At 71.4% G+C, this 20,907-nt stretch carries 16 protein-coding genes; 6 read left to right on the top strand and 10 right to left on the bottom strand.

Translation table 11 applies throughout. The features are described 5' to 3' along the window. Nucleotides 1–104 precede the first annotated feature (104 nt). The 5 genes from AC5L36_RS20560 to ftsY all read right to left on the bottom strand — a co-directional run bounded on the left by AC5L36_RS20560 (nt 105) and on the right by ftsY (nt 6,170). On the bottom strand, nt 105–2,324 hold the full coding sequence (locus tag AC5L36_RS20560; protein WP_441215419.1) for a [protein-PII] uridylyltransferase: 2,220 nt from the start codon (nt 2,322–2,324) through the stop codon (nt 105–107). Then, complete coding sequence (locus AC5L36_RS20555; RefSeq protein WP_441215254.1) at nt 2,321–2,659, bottom strand: P-II family nitrogen regulator; 339 nt, start codon at nt 2,657–2,659, stop codon at nt 2,321–2,323. The genes AC5L36_RS20560 and AC5L36_RS20555 overlap by 4 nt, the downstream gene beginning before the upstream one ends. Before the next feature lie 25 nt (nt 2,660–2,684). Next, the gene (locus tag AC5L36_RS20550; protein ID WP_441215253.1) at nt 2,685–4,052 is read right to left on the bottom strand and encodes an ammonium transporter; all 1,368 of its coding nucleotides are present in this window, start codon (nt 4,050–4,052) and stop codon (nt 2,685–2,687) included. A gap of 165 nt (nt 4,053–4,217) precedes the next feature. Further along, complete coding sequence (locus tag AC5L36_RS20545) at nt 4,218–5,048, bottom strand: aminoglycoside phosphotransferase family protein (protein ID WP_441215252.1); 831 nt, start codon at nt 5,046–5,048, stop codon at nt 4,218–4,220. A gap of 6 nt (nt 5,049–5,054) precedes the next feature. Further along, nucleotides 5,055–6,170: a signal recognition particle-docking protein FtsY gene (gene ftsY / locus AC5L36_RS20540; protein WP_441215251.1), complete on the bottom strand. Its 1,116-nt coding sequence runs from the start codon at nt 6,168–6,170 to the stop codon at nt 5,055–5,057. Between the two features lie 110 nt (nt 6,171–6,280). On the opposite strand from ftsY, the gene AC5L36_RS20535 reads away from it, so the two are divergent. After that, nucleotides 6,281–7,921, top strand: a complete 1,641-nt coding sequence (locus tag AC5L36_RS20535) for an alkaline phosphatase D family protein (RefSeq protein ID WP_441215250.1) — start codon at nt 6,281–6,283, stop codon at nt 7,919–7,921. On the opposite strand, the gene AC5L36_RS20530 is transcribed toward AC5L36_RS20535, so the two are convergent. Beyond that, nucleotides 7,902–8,294 (bottom strand): cellulose binding domain-containing protein, encoded by a 393-nt coding sequence (locus AC5L36_RS20530; RefSeq protein ID WP_441215249.1) that lies wholly within the window; start codon nt 8,292–8,294, stop codon nt 7,902–7,904. The two genes, AC5L36_RS20535 and AC5L36_RS20530, sit on opposite strands and share 20 nt — an antisense overlap. Before the next feature lie 197 nt (nt 8,295–8,491). Here AC5L36_RS20530 and AC5L36_RS20525 point away from each other — a divergent pair, with 197 nt between their 5' ends. From AC5L36_RS20525 to AC5L36_RS20510, 4 genes are all read left to right on the top strand, one after another. Beyond that, complete coding sequence (locus AC5L36_RS20525) at nt 8,492–9,874, top strand: hypothetical protein (RefSeq protein ID WP_441215248.1); 1,383 nt, start codon at nt 8,492–8,494, stop codon at nt 9,872–9,874. Between the two features lie 94 nt (nt 9,875–9,968). Further along, on the top strand, nt 9,969–10,652 hold the full coding sequence (locus tag AC5L36_RS20520; protein ID WP_441215247.1) for a C2 domain-containing protein: 684 nt from the start codon (nt 9,969–9,971) through the stop codon (nt 10,650–10,652). Nucleotides 10,653–11,160: 508 nt separating this feature from the next. Then, a complete protein-coding gene (locus tag AC5L36_RS20515; protein WP_441215246.1) occupies nt 11,161–11,685 on the top strand; it encodes a DinB family protein in 525 nt (174 codons plus the stop codon). A gap of 213 nt (nt 11,686–11,898) precedes the next feature. After that, a complete protein-coding gene (locus tag AC5L36_RS20510; RefSeq protein ID WP_441215245.1) occupies nt 11,899–14,172 on the top strand; it encodes a putative bifunctional diguanylate cyclase/phosphodiesterase in 2,274 nt (757 codons plus the stop codon). Here the strand turns inward: AC5L36_RS20510 and AC5L36_RS20505 are convergent. From AC5L36_RS20505 to AC5L36_RS20490, 4 genes are all read right to left on the bottom strand, one after another. Beyond that, nucleotides 14,148–14,684, bottom strand: coding sequence for a GNAT family N-acetyltransferase (locus AC5L36_RS20505; protein WP_441215244.1), 537 nt, complete (start codon nt 14,682–14,684; stop codon nt 14,148–14,150). The two genes, AC5L36_RS20510 and AC5L36_RS20505, sit on opposite strands and share 25 nt — an antisense overlap. Before the next feature lie 561 nt (nt 14,685–15,245). Further along, nucleotides 15,246–15,845, bottom strand: coding sequence for an HAD family hydrolase (locus AC5L36_RS20500; protein WP_441215243.1), 600 nt, complete (start codon nt 15,843–15,845; stop codon nt 15,246–15,248). A 2-nt stretch (nt 15,846–15,847) separates the two neighbouring features. Then, entirely contained in the window at nt 15,848–19,429 is a 3,582-nt protein-coding gene (smc, locus tag AC5L36_RS20495) for a chromosome segregation protein SMC (RefSeq protein ID WP_441215242.1), read from the bottom strand. Nucleotides 19,430–19,616: 187 nt separating this feature from the next. Further along, nucleotides 19,617–19,811, bottom strand: a complete 195-nt coding sequence (locus AC5L36_RS20490) for a hypothetical protein (protein ID WP_173041801.1) — start codon at nt 19,809–19,811, stop codon at nt 19,617–19,619. A gap of 287 nt (nt 19,812–20,098) precedes the next feature. Here AC5L36_RS20490 and AC5L36_RS20485 point away from each other — a divergent pair, with 287 nt between their 5' ends. Continuing rightward, nucleotides 20,099–20,869, top strand: coding sequence for a CAP domain-containing protein (locus AC5L36_RS20485; protein WP_441215241.1), 771 nt, complete (start codon nt 20,099–20,101; stop codon nt 20,867–20,869). The last annotated feature ends 38 nt before the right edge of the window (nt 20,870–20,907 follow it).

Below are 20,907 nucleotides of genomic sequence, written 5' to 3'. Positions count from 1 at the left end.
ACGCGCCCATGCCCGTCCCCCGTGTAGATCTTCGCCGAAGTCCCGGGATCAGACCATGCCACGAGATTTGATGTCATCAACCCAACGGTCGATGCGCGAGCGCTCTACGTACCGGCGGCGGTGAGGACGGCGGCCTCGACCTTTTCCCGTTCGGTGTCGTCGGCCCAGGCGCCGACGAGGTAGAACGCGTCGACCACGTCAGTGCCCAATGTGGAGATACGGGCGGCCCGCACCTGCGCGCCGGCCTCGTCGAGCGCCGACGTCACCCGGTACAGCAAGCCCGGCGCGTCGGCCGCGCGCAGCTCGAGGATGGCGGCGTCGGTGGCGGCTTCGCGGTGCCACACCACGCGGGGGGCGGCGTGTGCGGCGCCGGGTCGGGCGGCGAGGGCGCGGCCGCGCAGGCGCTGGGTTACCGAGACGTCGCCGGAGACGGCGCGGCGCAGGTCGCTGGCGAGCGCCAGCGAGTCGGGCGGGGTGCCGTACCGCGGGCGTACCCGGAACTCGACCAGCGACCGACCGTCCACGGTGGACGCGTCCGCGGTGAGAACCTCCAAGCGGTGCAGGGCAAGGCAACCGGCCACCGCGGCGAGCAGGCCGCGCCGGTCGGCGGCGGCCACCGCGACGCTGCCGCCGTCCAGGTGTACCACCGGGAGCGGGCCGGTCACCAGCGCCGGGTCCGGCCTCGGAGGTGCGGGCAGCGCGCCGGTGTCGAGGGCGATGTGCACGCGGCGCACCAGGTCGGCGATCAGCCGGCCCTTCCAGTCGGACCAGGCGGCTGGGCCGGTGGCCTGTGCGTCGGCGCGGGCGAGGCCGTGCAGCAGGCTCAGCGTGGTGGTGTCGCCGACCGCGTCGGCCACACCGCGGATGGTCACCGGGTCGGCGAGGTCGCGGCGGGTGGCCACGTCGGGCAGCAGCAGGTGCAGGTGGACGAGCTTTTCGATCACCGCCACGTCTTGCGGCGGCAGGCCGATGCGCTGGGCGACGGCGGCGGCGATCGGCGCGCCGACGACGCTGTGGTCGCCGGGCAGGCCCTTGCCCACGTCGTGCAGGAACGCGCCGAGCAGCAGCAGGTCGGGCCGGCCCACCTCGCGGGTGAACGCGGTCGCCTCGTACGCGGCCTGCACCAGGTGGCGGTCGAGCGTGAAGCGGTGGACCGGATTGTGCTGCGGCAGGCTGCGCATGCGGGTCCACTCGGGCAGCCACGCGTCGACCAGGCCGTACCTGTCGCAGGTCTCCCAGGTGGGCACCAGCCCGAGGCCGGCACCGAGCAGCGTGACCAGCGCGTCCCGGGCTTCGGACGGCCAGGGTGCGGGCAGCGGCGGGCAGTACGCGGCCAGCCACTCGCAGGTGGCCCGCGCGATCGGCAGCTGGGTGACCGCCGCGGCGGCCGCGACTCGCAGCGACAGGCTCGGGTCGGGCCGGGCGCCGATCGCGGCGCGGGCGAGCACCAGCTCGCCGTCCTGCTCGACGACGTCGCGGGCGACCGGCCGCCGCTGCGGCTTGCCGTCGGCCCCGCGGCGGCGCCCCGAGCGGAGGCGGTCGGCCATGCGCCAGCCGTCGTCGAGCGCGTGTGTGATCGTGCGGGCGTCGCTGGCCACCCGGCGCAGCAGCGCGTCGCCGTCGTCGAGGCCGAGCATGCGGGCCACCGAGGCACGCTCCTGGGCCACCAGGCGGTCGACCCGCCGACCCACGCTGGCGTGCAACGCGTCACGGGTGTCGAGCAGGCGCAGGTGCGCGGCGCGTACCGCCGGGCGCATCGTGTCGGCCAGCCCGCCCTGCGCGATGGCCCGCAGGATGCCCACGTCGCGCAGCCCGCCGGCGGCCTCCTTCAGATCGCCTTCGAGCAGGAACGCCAGCTCGCCGTGCGCCTTCCACCGGGCCAGCGTGATCTCGCGCAGCCGCACCAGCTGGCGCACGGCCGTACGCCGCCACTGCTCGGCGGCCGCCTCGACGAGCTGGCGGGTGAGCTCGCGGTCGCCGCTCACGTGGCGGGCGTCGAGCAGGCTGAGGGCGACCTTGACATCGTCGTGGGCGACCGACAGCGCCTCGGGGATGGTGCGCACCGAGTGGTCGAGCCCGATCCGCGAGTCCCAGATCGGGTACCAGAGGGAGGCGGCCAGCTCGTCGATGCCGGGTACGCCGGTGTGCAGCAGGATCAGGTCGAGGTCGCTGCGCGGGGCGCACTGGAGCCGGCCCAGCCCGCCGAAGGCGACCAGCGCGACCCCGGGCGGCCAGGTGGGCACGAGCGACCGGAGCCACATGTCAAGCGCCGCCGCACGCTCGACGCGTGCGGCGGCACCGACCTTGTCGTTTACCTCTATCAGAGCGCGTCCAGCCCGCGCTCGCCGGTGCGGACCCGGACGACGTCTTCCACCGCCGTGACCCACACCTTTCCGTCACCGATCTTTCCGGTACGCGCGGCGGTGACGACGGCGTCGACGACCTTTTCGACGTCGATCTCGTCGGTCAGCACCTCGATCCGGATCTTCGGAAGGAACTCCACCGTGTACTCAGCGCCCCGGTACACCTCGGTGTGGCCCTTCTGGCGCCCGTAACCCTGGACCTCGCTGACGGTCAGGCCGGCCACGCCGAGGGCGTGCAGCGCCTCCTTCACGGCGTCCAGCTGGTACGGCTTGATGACCGCGGTCACCAGCTTCATGCTCAATCCCTCCATCGGTCCGAGGTTAACCGGAGACCTTCTCGCTCACCGGCGCCTTGGCGGGCGCCGCGCTGTTGGCCGACGGAGCGATGCCCGCCTGGGCGAACGCGCCGCCCGTGGTCGGCGACAGGTCGTAGCCGCTCTCCGCGTGCTCGGCGACGTCGATGCCGTCGACCTCGGACTCCGTCGAGGTGCGCAGGCCGATCGTCGACTTGATGATCAGAGCGAGCACCGCGGCGATGGCGAACGAGTAGACCGACACGATGCCGCTGGCCAGGAACTGCCGGCCCAGCTGGGTGGCGCCGCCGCCGTAGAACAGGCCCTCGCTGGCGCCCAGACCCTCGATCGCCGAGTTGACCTGGAGGGTGGCGAAGAAGCCGATCGACAGCGAGCCGATCCAGCCGGCGACGAAGTGCACGCCGACAACGTCGAGCGAGTCGTCGAAGCCGAGGCGGTACTTCAGGCTGACCGCCACGGCGCAGACCGCACCGGCGATCAGACCGAGGATCACGGCCGGGATGGGTGCGATGAAGCCACACGCCGGGGTGATCGCGACCAGACCGGCGACAGCACCGGACGAGGCGCCCACCAGGGTCGGCTTGCCGTCACGGAGCCACTCCACGATGATCCAGCCCAGCACACCGGCCGCGGTCGCGACCTGTGTGTTGACGAACGCGACCGCCGTGGTGCCGTCGACGGTGAGCTCGGAGCCGGCGTTGAAGCCGAACCAGCCGAACCACAGCAGGCCCGCGCCGAGCATCACGAACGGCACGTTGTGCGGCTTGAAGCTTTCCTTCGGCCAGCCGATGCGCTTGCCGAGGATGAGCACCAGGCCGAGCGCCGCCGCACCGGCGTTGATGTGCACCGCCGTACCACCGGCGAAGTCGAGCGCCTTGATCTTGGCACCGATGAAGCCGCCGCCCCAGACCCAGTGCGCGACCGGGACGTAGACGAGCGTGAACCAGCCGAACGCGAAGAGCAGCCAGCCGGCGAACTTGAGCCGGTCGGAGGCGGCGCCGCTGATCAGCGCGACCGTGATGATGGCGAACATCATCTGGAACGCCATGAACACGTACGTCGGAATGCCGGTGCCCGCGCCGAGGAAGAGCCACTCCTCGCCGATGAAGTCGGTCTCGGTGCCGAGGTACTGGGTGAAGCTACCGATGATGTTGTTGACACTGGCGCTGTCGTTGGTGCCGAACGCCAGAGTGAAGCCGTAAATGACCCACAGTACGGAGATGAGCCCGATGGCGCTGAAGCTCATCATCATCATGTTGAGCACGCCCTTGGACCGGTTGAGGCCTCCGTAGAACAGAGCCAGACCCGGCGTCATGAGCAGCACGAGCGCAGACGACAGGAGCAACCAGGCGGTATTCCCGGTATTGATCTCCACGCTGCCTCCTCTCGGTTAGGTTGCCTCCCTCCGGCAGATCCGGGGCAGCGTTGCCCGTACGCCGGTTGCGCGGAAGCTTCTAGTGCCGAGGTTTCGCGCACGGTGCCTGCGTGATTTCCGCCAGGTCACGCTTTGTTTCAGGCGTGTGAAGAAACGCTCATTACCTCAGCGCAGCGCGTACTCGAGCGTATGGCGCTCGTAGTCCAATAGCCGCAAATCCCGCATAGGGCGCCTAAGGTGACCTTTGTGCACAATACGGACGAACGCCGGGTCGCCCGCCGCGGCCATCCGCCGGATGCCCTCCACGTGGTCGACGATCCGCTTACGGATCGTGCGCACGAGGCGGTGCCGGTCGCGCGGGATCAACCCGTACGCGTCGGCGAATAGCCGGAGCCGCCGCGGCCGGTTGGGCCGCTTCCAGCCCAAGGTGTACGAGTCGCGGTCGGAGAAGAGCGGCACCCAGGTCCACGCCGCGTACGCCACGTCGTAGATGCGCGCGCCGGGCGAGGCGAGGTCGAAGTCGATCAGTGCGAGCGTGCCGTCCGGCCGCCAGATGACGTTGTGTGGCGCCGCGTCGTGGTGGCAGATGACCTCGGTGTCCGGCGGCGGCGGGCCGAACGAGCGCCACACCGCACCGGGCGGCGGCGTGAACCCGTACTGCGCGTCGTGGAACATCCGCAGCATCGTCGCCACCGTGACCAGGGCCTCGTCGGTCACCCAGTGCGGGGCCAGCGGGTACTCCCCGCACTCCCCCTCCAGGTAGGAGAGGACCTCGCGGTTTCGCTCGTCCATGCCGAGGGCGCGGGGTGAGCCGGTGAAGCCGACGTACTCCAGATGGCGCAACAACGCGTGCACGGACGGGGTCCACGGGCCGGCGTTGCGCCGGACGGTGTCCCCCACACGCACCACGGTGCTGACGTTCCCGCCGCGGAGCGGGATCTCATGCGAAGTCACGTACGGTCTCCCGAGGCGCGGCGCCTGATCGCGGTAGGTCACCCGAGGTTACGCGTCCGTGCCAAGGAGCGCGTCTACGAACTGCCGCGGCTCGAACGGTGCCAGGTCGTCGGGCCCCTCGCCCAGACCGACAAGCTTCACGGGTATGCCCAGCTTGCGCTGCACGGCGATGACGATGCCGCCCTTGGCGGTGCCGTCCAGCTTGGTCAGCACCACGCCCGTGACATCCACCACCTCGGTGAAGACGCGGGCCTGCTCCAGACCGTTCTGCCCGGTGGTGGCGTCGAGCACGAGCAGGGTCTCGTCGACCGGCTGCTGCTTTTCCACCACCCGCTTGACCTTGCCGAGCTCGTCCATCAGGCCGACCTTGTTTTGCAGGCGGCCGGCGGTGTCGACGAGCACCGTGTCGACGCCGGTCTCGATGCCCCGGCGCACCGCGTCGAACGCCACGCTCGCCGGGTCGGCACCCTCGGGACCGCGTACCACCTCGGCGCCGACCCGGCCGGCCCAGGTGGCCAGCTGGTCGGCGGCGGCGGCGCGGAAGGTGTCGGCCGCGCCCAGCAGCACCGTGCGGCCGTCGGCCACCAGCACCCGCGCGATCTTTCCGCAGGTGGTGGTCTTGCCGGAGCCGTTGACGCCGACGACCAGCACGATGGTGGGCTTGCCGTCGCTCTTGAGCGCGCGGTCGAGCCCGGGGTCGAGCGCCGCGACGAGCTCCTCGGTCAGCAGCGTGCGCAGCTCGTCGGGGCTGCGGGTGCCGAGCACGCGGGTGCGCTCGCGCAGCCGGTCGACGATCTCGCGGGTCGCCTCGACGCCGACGTCGGCCGTGATCAGGCTCTCCTCGACCTCGTCCCAGACGTCGTCGTCGAGCCGGTCGCGGGAGAGCAGGCCGAGCAGGCCCTTGCCGAGAGCGCTCTGCGAGCGGGAGAGCCGGGCCCGCAGCCGGACCAGCCGGCCCGCCGTCGGCTCGGGAACCTCCAGCTCAGGGGTGGTCGGCACCGCTTCGGGCTCGACCTCCACCGGGGCCGGCGCGGTCTCCACCGGCGAAGGTGGGGCCGGTGGCGGCGGCAGCTCGGGACGGCGGCGCAGGCGGGGAATGACGAGCCCCAGGCCACCGAGCACGAGCACGCCCAGCAGGACGAGCGCGATGACGACGTACTCCATGCGGAAATCCTGACAGATGGCTGGGCGCCGCACACTGTTAGCCCTCACGGCTGGCGCACAGAGTCCTGGGGTAGAGAGGATGTCCCCGTCCCCCCGACCGGAGGTCACCCTTGTCCGCTGAGCTCGTCATCGGCCCGGTGCTGCGCCGGGTGATCGGCACCCGCGCCACCGTCTGGGTGGAGACCAGCGCACCGGCCATCGTGCGGGTTTCCGCCGGGTCGGGCGCCGGGGAGGCGTCGACATTCAGCGTGTACGGCCACCACTACGCGCTAGTGGTGGTCGAAGGGCTCACGCCGGGCACCGCGACGCCGTACGAGGTGTTCGTCGACGACGCCCGCGTGTGGCCCGAGCCGCGGAACCAGTACCCGCCGTGTGTGATCCGCACCCGCGAGGGTGACACCGCCGACGAGCCGGTGCGGCTGGTCTTCGGCTCGTGCCGGGAGACCACCCAGCACGCGACGCCGCGCAAGCTGCCGCCGGACGCGCTGGACGCCTACGCGCGGCGGCTGATGTCCGGCGCGGAGCCGGCCCCCGACCTGCTGGTGCTGCTCGGCGACCAGGTGTACGCGGACATCCCGTCACCGGCCGTCAAGCGCTTCCTGCACCGCCGGCGCGGGCACGATCACCACCATCCGGAAAATCAGGTGGTCTCGTACGAGGAGTACACGCAGCTCTACCTGGAGTCGTGGCGCGACCCGGAGATCCGCTGGCTCTTCGCCACCGTGCCGAGCGTCATGATCTTCGACGACCACGAGATCATCGACGACTGGAACTCCTCCGCCTCCTGGCGCCGCGAGGTGCGCGACAAGCCGTGGTGGCCGGAGCGGATCTCCAGCGGCCTCGCCTCGTACTGGGTCTACCAGCACCTGGGCAACCTCGACCCGGACCAGATCGCCGCCGACCCGGTGTACCAGAAGGTGATGGCGGCCGACGGCGACGCCACCGAGGTGCTGCGCGACTTCGGCACGGCGGTCGACAAGGAGGCCGACGGCGCCGTCGGCTATCAGTGGAGCTACGCGCTCGACCTGGGCCGCACCCGCCTCGTCGTGCTCGACAACAGGTGCAGCCGGGTGCTCGACCACGAGCACCGGGCGATGCTGCCGCCGGGCGAGTGGGCCTGGTTCGCCGAGCTCGCCCGCGGCGACTTCGACCACCTGGTCGTGGGCTCGTCGCTGCCGTGGCTGCTCCCGCCCGGCATCCACCACCTTGAGGCGTGGAACGAGCGGCTGGCCGGCTCGCCCCGCCCACGGGTGTCCGCCTTCGCCGAGCGGCAGCGCCGGGCGCTCGACCTGGAGCACTGGGCCGCGTTCCAGCGCTCCTTCGACGCGCTCGCCGCGCTCTTCGCGGAGGTCGGCTCGGCCGGCGCCGCGTCGATCAGCGTGCTCTCCGGCGACGTGCACCACTCGTACGTTGCCCGCGCCGTGTTTCGCGAGCGCCCGGTCGCCGCGCCCGTGCACCAGCTCACCTGCTCGCCGGTGCACAACCAGCTCCAGTCGTACATGCGGCCGGTGCTGCGGCTCGGCTGGTGGAAGGGGCCGGCCGCGGTGGCCCGCGCGGTGGCCCGCGCCGCCCGGATCGCCGCGCCCACGGTGCGGTGGCGGAGGCTGGCCGGCCCCTACTTCGGCAACGCGGTGAGCACGCTGGTGCACGAGGGCCGGTCGGCCCGGGTCGTGATCGAGGGAACGACGACGGACGGCGACCTGCGCCAGGTCGCCGCCGTCGATCTCACCGCTACTGGCAGTACACGGTAGGCAGCGCCAGCGGACCCGTCCCGATGTAGCCGAAGGTGACGGTCTGCCCGGGCAGCAGCACCGGGTTCCACGGCCTGATCACCGCGGTCGAACCGGTGACCGTGACGGTGACGTTCCAGCTCTGCACGATGAAGCCGGGCGGCTGGAGGATGACGTTCGCATACACGGTTACCGGCCGATTTGAGATGTTTCGAACGGTGATATTCACGATGTACCCGGTGGTCCACTGGGCCGGGACCGTGACCGAGATCTCGCAGAGCTGAGCCGGCGGGGTGGTGGGCGGTGGGGTCGGGTCGGCAACGGCGGGTGCGGCCAGCACGAGCGCGGCGAGCATGCCGACCACAAACGTGAGAAGCCTTCTGTAGTAACGCATCCGTTCCCCAATACATAGATGTAAATGAGTCAACGATCCGTCACTGACAGACACATGGTCAATGTCCGAACGGCTTCACATTCTCTTCACAGGAACCACGCAGAAACTGGACCGGAGTTTGATCGAGGTTCATCCAACCCAGACCCACTCTGTCTCCGTCAGGAAGGTGAAGATCCTGCACCTGATGGAGGCCTGGATTGTCCACCCACACGGGGACCCTGCTCGACCGGCCCGCCGCGTACCCCGCGGCCGACCGAGTCCATCGCCTGGTGGCGGGCGGGTCCGAGCTGGGCGTGCAGCTATCGCGCGCGCTCGACATGCCCCTGCGCGCCTACCTGCGCGCGCTGGTGCCCGCCCCACAGTCACAGCCGAACGCGCACCGGTTGCGCCTGGCCCGCGCGGTGGAGACGTACCTGCGCGCGCACGGTGACCCGGACGTGGACGCGACCTGCGACCACCTCCTGCGCGTACCGGTGATCCAGCAGGCCGACCACTCCAACCTGCTGCTGGACGCGGAGACGTTCCTGCACAACTACCTCTTCTACGTCGCGAGCCGGGAAGCGGGCGCGCGGGTCGCGCTGGTCAACCAGTGCTCGATCGTGAGCTGTCTGGCCCGCCGCGCGCCGGTGCTCGGGCCGACGTTCCTGCGCAGCCGCGGCGGCCTGTTCGGCGTCTACCCGTTATCCAAGACCCAGCTCAAGAACTCCTCCTTCTGCGGCCTACCCGGCCCGCTGGAGATGGCGTTCGAGCCGCTGGAGGGCACCCGCCACGACGTCGCGTCCGATCCGGTGCTCGGACCGCTCACCGGTCTCAAGGCGCCGGACGCGCCCACCGCGTACCGGATGGCCAACGACGAGATCTGGGCCGGCCTCGACGTCGACCACGACGTGCGGCGGGTGCAGATCGACGAGGCGGTCGTCTCGGAGTGCGTCGCCCTGCACGTCGAAGACCCAGCCAGCCCGGTCTTCGCGCTGCTCTTCGACCCGGAGGTACGGGACGCGTTCCTGCGCGCCAAGCGGCGGCTCGTCGCGGACCCGTCCAACCTGACCGTCAACAACGCCTCCCCCGACTTCCTGTGGCTGCGCAAGGGCAGCCGGCTGCACCAGGTGGTGCTCACCGGCACCGGCCCGGGAGCACAGTGGACCGTGGAGACCAACGGCGCGCCGCTGCCGGTACCCATGGAGCCGGCCGCCGTGGCCGCGGCACTGCGCGCCGGCGTGCTGTACGCGGACCGCATCCTGGCCTACCTCGTGCGGTGCCTGCTGCCCGGCGTCGTCGCGGTCGGCGGCACCAGCCAGCAGGACTACGTGGCGCTGTACCGGCGGATGTTCGTGGCCGCGGACGCCGAGGCACCCTTCCTCGACCGCTCCGACCTCGACCGCATCCGCCAGCCAGGACACAGCGTGGCCGGCGGGCGGGTGATGCTGGAGCCGTACGGCGAGTCGCTGGAGCTGATCCGCCACGTCGGGCCGCAGACCCGCCTCGCCGACCTCGACGAGGCATACCTGGACCGGCCCGTCGGCGAGACGATCGGCGAGCTGCGCTGCGTACGCCACCTGGAGCGTGCGATCGACAGGTGACACTGCCTGTCGGATACCCGTCGCAACGGCGGCCGCCGCCCGGACGTGTTCACCCCGAAGCCGGAACAGCCGGCCTGAAACGGGGAGAACGACGATGCGCGGGACACTGCTCGGCGCCGTGCTGCTGGCCACGGTGGCGATGACCGGATGCGAGGCGGACAGCGGGGCGGGGAAGGCACCGGACGGAGGCGGCGGCGGGGCCGCCCCCGTCGTCACCACCCCAGCTCCGGACCCCACGACCGCACCGCCGCCCACGACGACCGCACCGCCGACGTCGACGCCGCCCACCAAGGCGCCGCCTCCGCGACGGCCGGCCACGCCGACCCCGCCGTCGTCCTTCGACCCGGAGCGGGACATCACCGACCTCACGATCAGCACGCCAGGTCTCGTCCTGCGAAAGCCGATCGACGGGGTACGGCACGGGCAGCTCGTCGTGACAATCAAGAACAACGGCCCCAACCCGGTGTGGGGCCTGCGGTTCACCGTCGAGCTGCCGCGAAGCTTCGCGGCGGACGGCGGCGACTGGGCCGGGTGCACGCGGCTGAAGTCGACGCGGGCCGGATACCCGGCCGGCTCCATCTGCGGCAAGGGCTACATCGCGCCCGGTAAGTCCCGCACCTTCCGGCTGGGCGTCAAGTCGCCGGCCGCCAAGGACAGCGCCGACGGCACGGTCTCGCGGTGGCTCGTCGACGTGGTTTCCGCCGGACCGAAGGGCACCTTCTACCGCGACCGGGCCCCCGAGGACAACCGCTACATCTTCTCGATCACCCGCCGCTGACCCGCGTCGATACTTATACACCGGGTGGGAGTAGGTCTGGACGACTTGTGGTCGGCCGGTTGACCATAAGTCGTCCAAAGACCTTTCGGGGTCAGGGTCGCCGCCGTCGTGGCGCTGCTTCGAGGCATCTTTTGCCCACGTCCGCGTCACCTGCGGACCGTATGCTCCCGCGGGCACCGCTCCCGCCCGGCGGCTCGCCAGGGCGAGCCGAAATCCCCGGCCGTCCACTGCCAGGTCCGCGGGACAAGCCCCGAAGGGGGTCTTCGCGGGCCCTACCTCCACCATCCACCGCCTGGCGCGACCTCAATCCCCCGCGGGTTGCGCGTAGGGGGTGAGCGCGACCAACGGCGGACGGGTGAGGCCGCGGGAGCAACGGTCCGGACCACGACGGGCGTCGCGGTAGCTCAATCTCTGTCTAAATCGAGGATTTCACTTGTGGCGATCGTGGGCTTGCACCGCGGACCCGGCAGTGGACGGCGAGACAGCCGACTCCGATAGGTTTCTGGTCATGACCTGGACCGCGCCTGAGATCGAGCGCCGCAAAGAGCCCTTCGTCGCGGGCGAACGCGACATGCTCGAAGGCTGGCTCGACTTCCACCGCGACACCCTGCTCTTCAAGTGCCAGGGTCTGAGCGTCGACCAGCTCCGGCGGCGCAGCGTCGAGCCGTCGTCCTTGAGCCTGCTGGGGCTCGTGCGGCACATGACCGACGTGGAGCGGAGCTGGTTTCGGCGCCGGGTCGGCGGAGCGGGCGACCTGCCCGGCCTGTATTACGACGAGACCAACCGGGACGGCGAGTTCGACGACGTGGACACCGCCGACCCCGAGGCCGACTTCGCGGCCTTCCGGGCCGAGGTCGAGCTGGCCCGCGCGGCGGCGGCCGGACACTCGCTGGACGAGACGTTTCAGCATGAGCGGACGGGCGTCGAGATCAGCGTCCGGTGGGTCTACATCCACATGATCGAGGAGTACGCCCGCCACAATGGCCACGCGGACCTCATCCGTGAACGGATCGACGGTATGACGGGAGACTGACAGTTCTTCCGAGAAAGTTTCCCGACAGCCGGCCGCCCCGCTTGATACTGTGTGCGCTGTTGTTGATCAGCCCAGGCAGCACGCTGGCAGGGGGCGATACCGATAGAGGAGCCTGCCCCGGCGAGGGATAGCAGAGCCTCCGGGGTCGCGTCCGCCCTCTTCCTCGCCGCTGGCGTAGCAGCGAGCGTACTCTACGTCGTCACGAGCTCCGATGTGATCTCGGCGGCGTCTTTCGCCGGCATCGCGCTCGGCACGATCGTGGCCCTCTTCGCCGGACCCCGGTGGCACCGGGCGGCACCCCGCTATCCGTGGCAGCTGCTGGGCGCGGCCGGCATCGCCTTCCTCGCCGGGGCGCTGATCCGGCCCTGGGCGGCCGAGCGCGAGGGCTGGGAGGCGCTGGCCGGCGACGCGTTCACCGTGCCGGGATACCTGCTGATGTTTCTGTCGCTCGGCGGGCTGCTGCTGGCGCGCGGGAGCGTCCAGCGGCACGCGGTGATCGACGGCCTCATCGTGTGCGTGGGTGCCGGCCTGGCGTCGGCCCTGCTGCTGGCCGCGCCGGCGGCCACAATCGACGGTCGCCCGCAGCTCGTGTCCGTCCTAGCTGGACTGTATCCGCTCTTCGACGTCGTCTTCCTGCTGTTGCTGGTCAACCTCGCGTTCACCACGAAGGATCTCCGGCCCGCGTACGTGCTGCTCCTCTGTGGACTGTTCATGTTGCTCGCCGGCGACCTGGCGTACGCGATCGTCGGCGCGTCCGGCGACCTCACCGGATCGTCCCTGTTGGACCTGCCGTTCGTCGTCACGTTCACGCTGATCGGGTCGGCCGCGCTGCACCCGTCGATCGCCGACCTGACCCGCGCGGCGGCGATGCCGGTGCAGACCTGGTCGGTGCGCCGCCTGCTGGTGATCGTGCCGGCGATGCTCGTGCCGTTCGCCTTGATGCCGTTGATCGAGCACGGCACCGCCGAGCACATCGCGCTGGCCGCCGGCGGCACCGCGATGGTCACGCTGCTCGTCGCCCGCGCCGCCACGGCCGTGCGGGACTACGCCGCCGCCAAGCTCAAGTCCGAACACCAGGCCACGCACGACCCGCTGACCGGCCTGCCCAACCGCCTCATGCTCGCCCAGGAGATCAGCCGGCTGCTGGGCACCACCCCACCCGCCACGACGGCCGCCGGCGCAACACTCGCGGTCGGCGAGCCCGCCGTCTGGGTGCTCTTCCTCGACCTCGACGGCTTCAAGCTGGTCAACGACTCGTGGGGCCACGAGGCCGGCGACCAGCTGCTCGTCGAGGTGGCCAGCCGGCTCCGCGACACCGTGCCGCAGCCCGACATGGTGGCGCGGGTGGGCGGCGACGAGTTCGTCGTGGCGCGGATGGGCAACCGCCAGGAGACGGTGGCGCTGGTCGAGCGGATCATGGAGCGGCTCAGCGCACCGGTACAGGTCAGCAGCGCCGAAGTGGTGATCACGCCGTCGATCGGCGTGGTCGGCTCGGCGGCCGGGATGGCGCCGGTGCCGGCGGTGGCCGCGGTGACCGCCGAGGCGCTGCTCCGCGACGCCGACACCGCCATGTACCGGGCCAAGTCCGACGGCCGCGGGCGGTGGACCGAGTTCGACGCCTCGATGCACGAGCGGGTGCGCGAACGGGTCGAGATCGAGCTGGCCCTGCGGCACGCGCTCGCCACCGAGCAGCTGCGGCTGGCGTACCAGCCGATCGTCGAGCTGGCAACGGGACGCCTGGTGGGCGCCGAGGCGCTGTTGCGGTGGACCCATCCGGTGCGCGGCCCGATATCGCCGGCCGTGTTCATCTCGATCGCGGAGGACAGCGGCCTCATCGCGGCCATCGGCCGGTGGGTGCTCGACGGCACGCTGCGGCAGGTCGCCGCGTGGCGGGCGGACGACCTCGTCGACGACGACTTCTGGGTGTCGGTCAACGTCTCCCCGCGCCAGCTGCGCGACCCGACCCTGCCCGGCAAGGTCTCCGAGGTGCTGGAGCGGTGGAAGGTGCCGCACACCTGCGTCGTACTGGAGATCACCGAGTCCGTGATGATCGACGCGTCCAGCGTCACCGACCAGGTCCTCTTCGACCTGCGCCGGCTCGGCGTGAAGATGGTCGTCGACGACTTCGGGACCGGCTTCTCCGCGCTCGGATACCTGCGCCGCCACCCGGTGACCGGCGTGAAGATCGACCGGTCCTTCGTGGACGGTCTCGGCACCGACGCCGAAGACGAGGAGATCGTGCGCGCGGTGGTGGCGATGAGCACCGCGCTCAAGCTCACGGTCGTCGCCGAAGGCGTCGAAAACCAGGCGCAGCAGGAGGTGCTCTCCACGCTTGGCGTGACGGTCGGGCAGGGGCACATGTGGGGCGCGCCGGTCAGCGCCGAAGAGTTCACCGAACGCTGGCTGGCACTGGAGGCCACCCCCGACGGCGACGACGACGCCACCGTGCCCGACGCGGCCGCTCAGGAAGCCGCGGGAAACTCGTAGGACCAGTAGGTCTGCGTGTCCAGGCGCTGGGTGCGCACCTCGCCCAGGTCTTCCAGCACCCCGCGCACGAAGCGCGGCAACTGGGCCACTTCCTCGTTGTAGGCGCAGAAGTCCACCACGGCCACACCGGGCACGATGACCTTCACCATCTCTTCGATCAGCGACGCGAAGAGGCCCGAGCCACGGTGCTGTGGGTGCACGGCGTAGAACCCGACGTACCAGACCTGCCGCCGCGCGTAGAGGGCCGGCCACCGGTGCCGGAAGTAGTCCGGGGAGATGAGCGGCGCGGCGTCGAAATCGTTGGTGAGCGTCCCGATCGCGGCGATCGCCCCACTCCCCCGGATGACGTACTTGCGCACCCGCGGGTCGCGCATCTGCTCGTCGAAGTCGACCCGGGGCATGACGTGGCGCTGCACCGCGAGCGTGCGGAGCTCGTCGAACGACTCGGCGTACAGCCGCCACGCCTCGTCGAGCACCGCTTCGGGCAAGACCTTGTGGGTCTCCATCCGCATTTGCCGCCCCCTATGACGTGGGTGAACCCGGTCGGGCTCACCCAATATCAAAAATAACCGAGGACTCTTCACCTTCTCTTGGCGGCGTCAGTAAGGACAAACCCGACCAACCGCCCGCACCCACAGTGAGATCTCCACACACCAGATTTGCCCGCGTCCGCGTCACCTGCGGACCGTATGCTCCCGCGGGCCGCCGGCGCCGCGGTTCAAGCCCGACTACCCGCCGCTCTCGCTTGCCGGAACAAATGGGCTCAGGATGACGCAGCGCTACCAACGTTACTGACAGCGACAATGCCTGCTGTCGCCTCCGTCGATCCATCCGACAAGGGACATTGTGGACAAAGCTTTCACCCGACAGGGAAACCCGCCACCAGTCTCGATGGGCGAGGCCGGCGCTGGATTGGGCTTTCGGCGGGTGGGAGAAGGCGTCCGGCGGGCTTGGCACGCGGGCCTGGCAGTGGACGGCCGGGGTTTCGACGAGCGCCAAGCGAGGAGCCGGCCGGGAGCGGTGCCCGCGGGAGCATACGGTCCGCAGCTGGCGCGGACCGGGGCAAATATGCCTCAGCTCAGGCCGAGGGCGGCGCGCAGGTAGGGCAGGTCGGCCGGGCCGTTCCAGCGGTACGCGGAGAGCCCGACCACGCGCGCGCCGCGCACGAAGCGGTCTGAGTCGTCGATCAGCAGCATCCGGTCGGGCAGCGTGCGCAGGGCTTTCGCGGCCGCGGCGAAGAACTCGCGGGTGGGCTTGTGCGCGCCGACCGCCGATGAGTTGACCACGGCGTCGACCTCGCCGGTGAGGCCGAGGGTCGCCAGGTCGGCGTCGAGGGTGTCGGTGGCGTTGGTGGCGATCGCGACCGGCACACCACCGGCCCGCGCCTCGCGTACGAAGGCCAGCACGTCCGGGTCGACCTCGCCGCGGTATCGCTGCCACTCGGCGACGGCCTCGGGCGCGCCCAACGCCTCGGCCACGCCGGCCATCCAGCCCGCGTGGGTGACCTCGCCGGTGATCGCGGGGCGGAGGCGGGACCAGTCCATGGCGGTCTTCTCCAGGGAACCCGGCGGCAGGCCGTGCGCGGCCTCGATCCGCGCGGGCACTTCCGGGTCCCAGCGGCGCAGCACGCCGTCCAGGTCTACGAGCAGGGCGGTGGGCCGGGCGCGGACCACGCTCAGCCTTCCTCGTCGTTGGAGAGGCGCTGGCTGATCACCTCGGTGACACCGCTGCGCATGGTCACGCCGTACAGCGCGTCGGCGACCTCCATCGTGCGCTTCTGGTGGGTGATGATGATGAGCTGGCTCTTTTCGCGGAGCTGCGCCATCAGCGTGATCAGGCGGCCGAGGTTGACGTCGTCGAGGGCCGCCTCGACCTCGTCCATGATGTAGAACGGGCTGGGCCGCGCCCGGAAGATCGCGACGAGCATCGCCACCGCGGTGAGCGAGCGCTCGCCGCCGGAGAGCAGCGAGAGGCGCTTGATCTTCTTGCCGGGAGGGCGGGCCTCGACCTCGACGCCGGTGGTGAGCATGTCTTCCGGGTCGGTGAGCACCAGGCGGCCCTCGCCACCCGGGAAGAGCACCGTGAAGACCTGCTCGAACTCGCGGGCCGTGTCCTCGTACGCGCTGGTGAAGACCTCCAGGATGCGGTCGTCCACGTCCTTGACCACGGTGAGCAGGTCGCGGCGGGTGGCCTTGAGGTCTTCGAGCTGGTCGGAGAGGAACTTGAAGCGCTCTTCCAGCGCCGCGAACTCCTCCAGCGCCAGCGGGTTGACCTTGCCGAGCAGCGTCAGCTCGCGCTCGGCCTTCGCGGCCCGCTTTTCCTGCGTGGGGCGGTGGTAGGCGACCGGCTCCGGCGGTGTCTTGTCCTCGGCGAGTGCGGCGTTGACCTCGACCTGCGTCGGCGGCACCGGCTGCTGCGGGCCGTACTCGGCGACGAGCGTCTCGACGTCGAGCCCGAAATCCTCGGCCGCCTTGATCTCCAGCTGCTCGATGCGCATCCGCTGCTCGGCGCGGGCCACCTCGTCGCGGTGTACCTCGCTGGTGAGCCGCTCCAGGTCGGCGCCGAGGCGCTTGGCCGAACCCCGTACCTCGGACAGCTCGGCCTCGCGCGCGGACCGCGACTGGGCGATCTCGTCGCGGGTGCGTTCGGCGTCGGCCAGCGACACGGCGACGCGGGCGAGCGCCTCACGGGCGCCGACCTCGACGGCGCGGGCGATGTTGGCGCCGCGGGCCCGTGCGGCCCGGCGGGCGGCGGCCCGTTCGCGGGCGGCCCGCTCGGCGGCGGCCTGGCGGGCCAGCGAGTCGGCCCGGCCGGCGATGGAGGCGACCCGCTCCTCGGCGGTGCGGACCGCGAGGCGGACCTCCATCTCGTTTTGCCGGGCCTGTGGCACGGCGCCGGCGAGCTGGTCGCGCTCGTCGGTGTCCGGCTCCTCGTCGACCGCGGTGTCTTCGGCCAGCCGCAGCCGCTCCTCGAGGTCGTCGAGCGCGGCCAGGTCGCGCTCGCGGGCCTCCTCGGCCTTGGCCCGGGAGGCGGCGAGCCGCTCGGTCTCGGCCTTGGCGGAACGGGCGGCGGCGCCCAGCTCGGCGAGGCGGCGGGCGGCGGCGTTGCGGTGGCTCTCCGCCTCCTTGCGGGCGGCCGCCGCGACCGCGACGACCTCCTTGTGGGCGGCCACCTCGGCGCGGGCGGCGGTGAGCTCTTCCCGGGCGTCGGCCATGACGTCTTCGGCCTCGGCCCGGCGCGCCTTGGCCTCGTCGACCGCCGCCTGCACCTCGAGGTAGCTGGGTGCCTTGCCGGAGCCACCGGCGGCCGCGTAGGCGCCGACGACGTCGCCGTCGGGCGTGACCGCGCGCAGCTCCGGGTTGGCGGCCACGAGGCGGGTCGCGGCGGCGAGGTCGGGCACGAGCACGACGTCGCGCAGCGCCCGGTGTACGGCCGGGCGAATCTGGTCGGGGCAGCCGACCACGTCGGGGGCCCACACGGCGCCGTCAGGGAGGGCCGGACGGAGCGCGTCGAGCGACCCGATCATGCCGGGGCCGCCGGGGCTGCCGACCAGCAGGCTGGCCCGCCCGGCGTCTTGGATCTTGAGCAGCCGCATGGCTTCGGTCGCCTCGTCGACGCCGGCCACCGCGACCGCGTCGGCCAGGCCGCCCAGCGCCGCGGCGAGCGCGGCCTCGTGGCCGGGCCGGACCGTCAGCATGCCGGCGAGGCTGCCCAGCAGGCCGGGCACCTGGTCGGCGCGGGCCAGCAGCGCGCCCGCACCGTCCTTGCGGCGCAGGCTCATCGCCAGGGCGTCTTCGCGCGCTTTCCAGGTCGCGGCTTCCCTTTCCGCGGTCCGCTCGGCGTCGCTCAGCGCCCGTACGCGGGCGGCCGCCTCGTCGTGCGCGGCCACCGCCTCGGCGTGCTGGGCGTCGAGGTCGGCGTTGTCGCGGTCGGCCTCGCTGGAGAGCGCGGCCACGGCGTCCACTTCGGCCTGTGCCTTCTCGGCGCGCCCCTGGGCGTCCGAGTGGGCCGCGGCGAGCCGGGCGATCTCCTCGGCGGCGCTCGTCGTACGCGCGCGGGCGGCGTTGACCTGCCCGCTCAGCTTTGCCAGCCCTTCGCGGCGGTCGGCGATCGCCTTCGCGGCGGCGCGCAGGGCCCGCTCGGCGTCGGCGAGCTGCCGCTCCAGCTCCTGGCGGCGCTCGACGGCCTCGGCGAGGTGTGCCTGGTCGGCCTTGAGCGCGGCGCGCAGCTCGTCTTCCTGGGCCCGCACCCGCTCCGCCTCGGCGGCGAGCTGCTCCGGGTCGCGGCCGGGACGCTCGTCGTCGGGCGTGGCGGACAGGTGGCGCAGCCGCTCGCTGGCCAACTGCTCGGTCGAGCGGAAGCGCTCCTGCAAGGCGGACAGCTTGTACCAGGTGTCCTGCGCGGCGGCGAGCAGCGGGGCGTCTTCGGCCAGCGCCGCCTCGAGCTGGGCCAGCCGCCGCCCCACCTCGCCGTACTGGTGCTCGACGAGCTCGCGCCGCTCGCGCAGCGCGGTCTCGTCGGCGATCTCCTTGTCCAGAGTGGAGCGCAATGTGGACAGATCGTCAGCGAGCAGGCGGAGTCGGGCGTCGCGCAGGTCGGCCTGGATGCCGGCGGCACGGCGGGCCACCTCGGCCTGCTTGCCCAGCGGCTTGAGCTGGCGGCGCAGCTCCGCGGTCAGGTCGGTGAGCCGGTTGAGGTTGGCCTGCATCGCGTCGAGCTTGCGCAGCGCCTTTTCCTTGCGCTTGCGGTGCTTGAGGACGCCGGCCGCCTCCTCGATGAACGCGCGCCGGTCTTCGGGCTTGGCGTGCAGCACGGCGTCGAGCTGGCCCTGCCCCACGATGACGTGCATCTCCCGGCCGATGCCGGAGTCGGAGAGCAGCTCCTGGATGTCGAGCAGGCGGCAGGAGCTGCCGTTGATCTCGTACTCACTCTCGCCCGACCGGAACATCCGCCGCGTGATCGACACCTCGGTGTAGTCGATCGGCAACGCGCCGTCGGTGTTGTCGATGGTGAGCGTGACCTCGGCGCGGCCCAGCGGCGCGCGGCCGGCTGTGCCGGCGAAGATCACGTCTTCCATCTTGCCGCCGCGGAGCGCCTTCGCCCCCTGCTCACCGAGCACCCAGGCGATCGCGTCGACGACGTTGGACTTACCGGAGCCGTTGGGGCCCACCACGCAGGTGATGCCCGGCTCCAGTCGCAACGTCGTGGCGGAGGCGAAGGATTTGAAGCCCTTCACCGTCAGGCTCTTTAAATGCACGTCTTTCTATCCGCTCGCAGGGACTCTTCCATGGCAGGGTAACCCGACCTGGTACGACGCACTCGGCACGCCGCACGTATGCACAACGACAAAAAGCTGCGCGCCGCCACTTGTTGTGTCGGCGCGCGGTGTGTGCGATGCGATTGAGTTGTAGGCGGTGGGCGCCGGATGCCCGGCGCCCGGGAGGTCAGGTCAGAGCCGGTTCGGGCAGCCTCAGCAGGTCTCCTGCCTCGGCGGCGGCCGCCGCGAGCCGGTCGTTTTCTGCTCGCAGCCTGGTGACCTCGAACTCCAGTGCCTGAACCCTGGCACGCAGTCGGGTGACCTCGTCGAGGAGGCGCCGATCGGGCGCCGCACCAACGTGGCCGTAGAGGGCCTTCGCCATATCGTCTCCTTGTAATGCGCTGCCGGAGTGGCCGGCCAACGCGCGCCCAGCTATCTTCGCGACTATCAGCCCACGGGCACGCGTGGGCATGATTGGGCGCGACTGGCGACGCCCCTATACTCCGCCGATCCTCCCGCTTCGTCAAGTTAACCGGGCCCAGATCACCCCCGGATCCATGATCAAACGCTTCCTTGGCGGCGTCTTAGATCTTCCTTAGGGCGATTGCCCAGGTGGGAGCGCACCCGTACCGTCCGGCTCGGCCCAGTCCTGACTCTGGAAGGGATCCAATGGACGCCGATGCGCCCACGAGGCACACCGGCCGGCACCGGCCCACGCGCCGCCTGCCCGGCCCTCTCGCCCTCGCGGTGCTGGTCGGCGCCCTGCTGCTGGCCTTCGGCGCGGGCGCGGCGGTGCTCCGGCCCAACCTGACCGGTGGCGGCGATTCGGGGGGCGACCGGACGGCTTCCGAGCGCGCGGACGAAGCCGGCGGTACGGGCGGTTTCGGCGTCGCCGTGGCGGCGACCGCCACCCCGAGCCAGAGCCCGGACGCGAGCCCCAAGCCGACGCCCACCACCAAGGCCAAGCCGCGCACCACGACGAGCCCGACGCCGAAGCGTTCGCCGACCAAGACGACCACGCGCCCGGCGACGAGCGGCGGCAGCAGCCCGGCCCAGTCCGCCGACGAGAACAAGGTCGTCGAGATCACCAACCAGGAGCGGGCGGCCGCCGGCTGCGGCGCGGTCAAGGTCAACACCAAGCTCGCCGCCGCGGCCCGCCTGCACAGCCAGGACCAGGCCGAGCACAACAAGATGTCGCACACCGGCAGTGACGGCAGCTCGCCGTGGCAGCGCTCGGAGCGGGCCGGCTACACGAACGCGATCGGCGAGAACGTGGCCATGGGCTACCGCACCCCGGCCGCCGTCATGGACGGCTGGATGAACAGCGACGGCCACCGCGCCAACATCCTCAACTGCTCCGCGAAGGCGATCGGCGTCGGCCTGGCGTACGCGAGCGACGGCTCCCCGTACTGGACACAGATGTTCGGTTCTGTGGTCTGACCTGTCGCGTAGCTGACAGCTCAGCCGTTGGTTTCGAC

Source organism: Phytohabitans sp. LZ39 (genome assembly GCF_059359075.1).
This window is presented reverse-complemented; position numbering and strand designations above follow the sequence as displayed.

Excerpts from the sequence above, each read along its gene's own strand:
- AC5L36_RS20555 (WP_441215254.1), bottom strand. The coding sequence starts at position 2,659 with ATGAAGCTGGTGACCGCGGTCATCAAGCCGTACCAGCTGGACGCCGTG.
- ftsY (WP_441215251.1), bottom strand. The coding sequence starts at position 6,170 with ATGGAGTACGTCGTCATCGCGCTCGTCCTGCTGGGCGTGCTCGTGCTC.
- AC5L36_RS20530 (WP_441215249.1), bottom strand. The coding sequence starts at position 8,294 with ATGCGTTACTACAGAAGGCTTCTCACGTTTGTGGTCGGCATGCTCGCC.
- AC5L36_RS20520 (WP_441215247.1), top strand. The coding sequence starts at position 9,969 with ATGCGCGGGACACTGCTCGGCGCCGTGCTGCTGGCCACGGTGGCGATG.
- AC5L36_RS20515 (WP_441215246.1), top strand. The coding sequence starts at position 11,161 with ATGACCTGGACCGCGCCTGAGATCGAGCGCCGCAAAGAGCCCTTCGTC.
- AC5L36_RS20505 (WP_441215244.1), bottom strand. The coding sequence starts at position 14,684 with ATGCGGATGGAGACCCACAAGGTCTTGCCCGAAGCGGTGCTCGACGAG.
- AC5L36_RS20490 (WP_173041801.1), bottom strand. The coding sequence starts at position 19,811 with ATGGCGAAGGCCCTCTACGGCCACGTTGGTGCGGCGCCCGATCGGCGC.
- AC5L36_RS20485 (WP_441215241.1), top strand. The coding sequence starts at position 20,099 with ATGGACGCCGATGCGCCCACGAGGCACACCGGCCGGCACCGGCCCACG.